At 47.9% G+C, this 4,883-nt stretch carries 4 protein-coding genes; all 4 read left to right on the plus strand.

Going from position 1 to position 4,883, the window contains the following annotated elements:
* Positions 1 to 1,372: molybdopterin dinucleotide binding domain-containing protein (locus GY683_RS07460; protein WP_297288133.1), on the plus strand; the 1,372-nt coding region annotated here is incomplete at its 5' end.
* Between the two features lie 334 nt (positions 1,373 to 1,706).
* Entirely contained in the window at positions 1,707 to 3,245 is a 1,539-nt protein-coding gene (narH, locus tag GY683_RS07465; protein ID WP_297288134.1) for a nitrate reductase subunit beta, read from the plus strand.
* An 11-nt stretch (positions 3,246 to 3,256) separates the two neighbouring features.
* Positions 3,257 to 4,054 (plus strand): nitrate reductase molybdenum cofactor assembly chaperone, encoded by a 798-nt coding sequence (gene narJ, locus GY683_RS07470; protein ID WP_297288135.1) that lies wholly within the window; start codon positions 3,257 to 3,259, stop codon positions 4,052 to 4,054.
* A gap of 11 nt (positions 4,055 to 4,065) precedes the next feature.
* Positions 4,066 to 4,770: a respiratory nitrate reductase subunit gamma gene (gene narI, locus GY683_RS07475; protein WP_187648937.1), complete on the plus strand. Its 705-nt coding sequence runs from the start codon at positions 4,066 to 4,068 to the stop codon at positions 4,768 to 4,770.
* Positions 4,771 to 4,883 lie beyond the last annotated feature (113 nt).

The raw sequence follows: 4,883 nt of genomic DNA on the forward strand, positions 1-4,883 counted from the left end.
CGACCTGAACACGTCTGATATGCACCCCTTTATCCACCCCTTGACCGCTGCCACCGACCCTGCGTGGGAGTCCAAGACGGACTGGGAGATTTATAAGCTCATCGCCCAAAAATTCTCCGAGCTGTCGGTCGGTCATCTTGGTGTGGAGACGGACATTGTAACCCTGCCCATGCAACACGACAGCGAAGGGGAGCTGGCTCAGCCCTTTGGTGGAACGGACTGGAAAACCCAAGGCGTACGCCCAATCCCTGGTAAGAACTGCCCACACATCAAAGTCGTGGAGCGTGATTATCCGTCCACGTATGCCAAATTCACATCGCTTGGCACACTCATGGATAATCTTGGCAACGGCTCAAAAGGCATTACATGGGACACCAAGGAAGAAGTTAAACTGCTTGGCGAGCTCAACTACACCGTTACCGAAGACAACGTAGCTCACGGTCGCCCACGCATTAATACCGCTGTGGACGCTGCCGAGACGGTACTCATGCTCGCCCCTGAGACCAACGGACACGTGGCGGTCAAGGCATGGGCGGACTTGTCAAGCAATACAGGACGAGACCACACGCACCTTGCCAAATCGTCCGAGCATGAAAAAATCCGTTTCCGTGATATTGTCGCTCAGCCCCGTAAGATTATCTCATCCCCAACTTGGTCGGGACTAGAATCCGAAAAAGTCAGCTACAATGCAGGCTATACCAACGTGCATGAGCTGATTCCTTGGCGTACCATCACAGGTCGTCAGCAGTTCTACCAAGACCACCCTTGGATGCAGGCGTTTGGCGAGCAGTTGCAACAGTATCGCCCACCGATTGACACAAGAACGACAGACGAGCTAAAACGCTATAAGTCAAATGGCAACAAAGAGATAGTATTAAACTTCCTAACGCCACACCAAAAATGGGGCATTCACAGTACTTACTCTGAGAACCTGCTCATGCTGACGCTCTCTCGTGGTGGTCCTATCGTGTGGATGAGTGAGATTGATGCCAAAAAAGCAGGTATCGAAGACAACGACTGGATTGAAGTCTTTAACCATAACGGAGCAATTACCGCCCGTGCGGTGGTCTCTCAGCGTGTCAAAGAAGGCATGACGATGATGTACCACGCCCAAGAAAAGCTCGTGAACATCCCTGGTTCTGAAAACTCAGGCACCCGTGGCGGTATTCATAACTCGGTCACTCGGGCAATCCTAAAACCCACGCACATGATTGGCGGTTATGCCCAGCAAGCGTACGGCTTTAACTATTATGGTACGGTCGGCTGTAACCGTGATGAGTTCGTGGTGGTGCGTAAAATGGCGAACATCGACTGGCTAGAAGGTAAGCCTGACGACAGTCTGCCACGTCCATTGCCTACTACTTTGGACTGATAAACTGCCCTGTTTATCCCTTTTGGTAGGATAGCAAACTTTCAGCAAAGGGGATAAACTAGGGCGTGTTGAATCTTTGTATTTGCAATGAAAAATGAGAAAAATCGCACGTTTTTCAAGGAAAAGTCCGCAGTTGATATTGAAATATCAACAAGGATTTTGACGAAGAAAAATAAGATTTAGCCATTTTTTCATGCAAAAATAGTGATTTTATTTTACAAAATTTCAAATTATAGTTTGTGTTATAAAGGTTCAACACGCCCTATTCAATTTTGACCTACCGATGTTCTTTTAAATTTACAAAATAAAAAGAACTAGGCATAAGGGGAATCCTATGAAAATTCGCTCACAAGTTGGCATGGTGCTAAACCTTGATAAATGTATCGGTTGCCACACCTGCTCTGTAACCTGCAAAAACGTCTGGACAAGCCGTGAAGGCATGGAATACGCATGGTTTAACAACGTAGAGTCCAAGCCTGGTATCGGCTACCCCAAAGAGTGGGAAAACCAAGAAAAATGGAAAGGGGGCTGGATTCGTAACGCCAACGGTTCCATCAACCCACGCATTGGCGGTAAATTCCGTGTGCTTGCCAACATCTTTGCCAACCCTGATTTGCCAAGTCTTGACGACTATTATGAGCCGTTTGACTTTGACTATCAGCACCTGCATACCGCCCCATTAGGCGACCATCAGCCGATTGCACGCCCACGCTCGCTTATTACAGGTAAGCGTATGCAAAAAATCGAATGGGGGCCAAACTGGGAAGAAATCTTAGGCTCTGAATTTGCCAAACGCCGTGCCGATAAGAACTTTGACCAAGTCCAAGCCGACATCTATGGTGAATACGAAAACACCTTTATGATGTACCTGCCACGCTTGTGCGAGCATTGCTTAAACCCAACGTGCGTGGCGTCTTGCCCATCAGGAGCGATTTATAAGCGTGAAGAAGATGGCATTGTGCTTATCGACCAAGACAAATGCCGTGGCTGGCGTATGTGTATCTCGGGCTGTCCTTATAAGAAGATTTATTATAACTGGAAATCAGGCAAATCCGAAAAATGTATCTTTTGCTATCCACGCATTGAATCAGGTCAGCCAACCATCTGTTCTGAGACCTGTGTGGGGCGTATTCGTTATCTAGGCGTGCTTTTGTATGATGCCGACAAAATCAAAGAAGCTGCCAGCACGCCAAATGAGAAAGATTTGTACAAAGCCCAGCTTGATGTGTTCTTAGACCCCAATGACCCTGCCGTCATTGAGCAAGCTCTAAAAGATGGCGTGCCGATGAGCGTCATCGAAGCCGCCCAAAAATCGCCTGTCCATAAACTGGCGATGGATTGGCAACTTGCCCTGCCTTTGCACCCAGAATATCGCACCTTGCCGATGGTATGGTATGTGCCACCGCTATCGCCAATCCAAAACGCCGCCGAAGCGGGCAAAGTGGGCATGGACGGACTTATCCCTGATGTTGATAGTCTGCGTATTCCTGTTAAATATTTGGCAAATATGCTGACCGCTGGCGATGAAGTGCCTGTCAAACTTGCCCTAAAACGTCTGCTTGCCATGCGTTCTTATAAGCGTATGCAACTTGTTGATAAGGTTGAGAGCCAAGCGGTGCTTGATGACGTGGGCTTGACCAAACACCAAGTTGAAGAGATGTACCGCTATTTGGCAATCGCCAACTACGAAGACCGCTTTGTCATTCCGACCGCTCACCGTGAAGAAGCGTTGTCTGATGCCTTTGCTGACAAAAACGGCTGTGGCTTTACCTTTGGTAATGGCTGTACAGGCGGTAATGATGTCAGTATGTTCGGTCAGCGTAAGTCCAATCGCCGTGAGATGATTGAGACCGTGCAGACGTGGGATAACTGATGGGGGCTAGTATGAATCATCTTGATTTTAAATTATTAAAAGTGATAAGCCTGCTTATGGATTATCCTTCTGATGAGCTGTTTGCCGATGATACGCTAGATGCGTGCAAAGACATTGTGGCAACATCAAAGCTCATCAGCCCCGAGGTTCGCCAAGAGATTAACGCCTTTGTTGATGAGCTATCAAGCAAAGGCTCGATTGAAGCTCAGTCGGTGTATGACAGTCTGTTTGAGCGTGGGCGTTCGTTGTCGCTTTGGCTGTTTGAACATGTGCATGGCGAGAGCCGAGACCGTGGACAAGCGATGGTCGATTTGATGGGGCAATACGAAGAAGCAGGCTTTGCCATTGATGTCAAAGAATTGCCCGACTATTTGCCCATGTATCTAGAATTTTTGTCTTATAAGGCAAGCTTTGCAGATGATGTTGAGATTCGCATAGACATTGCCGATGTTAGCCACATCATCGCTCTACTGGGGGCGAGACTGGTGGACAAGGGCAGTAGCTATGCTGGGCTGTTTAAGGCGTTATTGCAAATTGCAGGCAAGCCTTTGACTGTCATTGATGAAGAGCTTGCCAAGATGGGCAAAGACAAGGTAGATGATACGACTTTTGATGCCATTGACAAAGAATGGGAAGAAGAAGCCGTGGACTTTTTGGCGGCAAAGCAAGAAGAACGCTGTCCGTCAAGCCAAACCGACATTCGCATTGCCGAGACCTTGGCGAGACAAGCCCAAAACGAGAGCGAAATCCCTGTGCATTGGGTGGATTTTAAAATCAATAAAAACGCTGACGAAGGAGTGTTATCATGATAGCAGCAGCAATCACAGCAACGACCCCCGAGAATTGGCTTCATGTCTTTTTGTTCGGTATTTACCCTTACATCGCTTTGACAGTATGTATTTTGGGATGTTGGGCGAGGTTCGATCTATCGCAGTACACATGGCGTGCAGGCTCAAGCCAAATGCTGTCTGATGGTTATATGCGTGTGGCGAGCAACTTATTCCACGTTGGTATCATCGTGGTGTTATTGGGGCATTTCTTTGGTATGATGACGCCGCATTTCGTCTATGAGCGTATCATTACCGCACCCCAAAAGCAGCTACTGGCGGTCATCGTGGGCGGCATCGCAGGCGTGATGTGTCTGATCGGTCTGCTGATGCTGATCTGGCGACGCTTTACCGATGCGCGTGTCAGCCATACTTCGACGTTCAGCGATAAGATGCTACTTGTCATCATCCTGGTGCAGCTGTTGATGGGTTTGGGTACGATTTTTTCTTATCCTGAACACAAAGATGGCGCGCTCATGGTATCACTGGCGGGCTGGGCGCAGAACCTTGCGATTTTAAGACCTGTCTATGCAGCGTCTTTGGTGCAGGATGCAGGACTGATCTACAAGCTACACATGTTCCTAGGAACAACGCTGATCCTACTTGTGCCGTTCACGCGTCTGATTCACATCATCTCAGCACCGATTTGGTACTTAGGCAGACGTTATCAGATCGTTCGTCAAAAAACGTCGCAATAACCCAAAAGAATAACAATAATAATAAACGACACACCCTTTTCACCGCAAGATTTCCAGCCAGCTTGCGGTGTTTTTTTGTGTGTTCAAAATTGATTTTTATCAATCTAAAACCA

The sequence above is a fragment of the Moraxella sp. genome (genome assembly GCF_024227015.1).
Taxonomy (GTDB): Bacteria; Pseudomonadota; Gammaproteobacteria; order Pseudomonadales; family Moraxellaceae; genus Moraxella.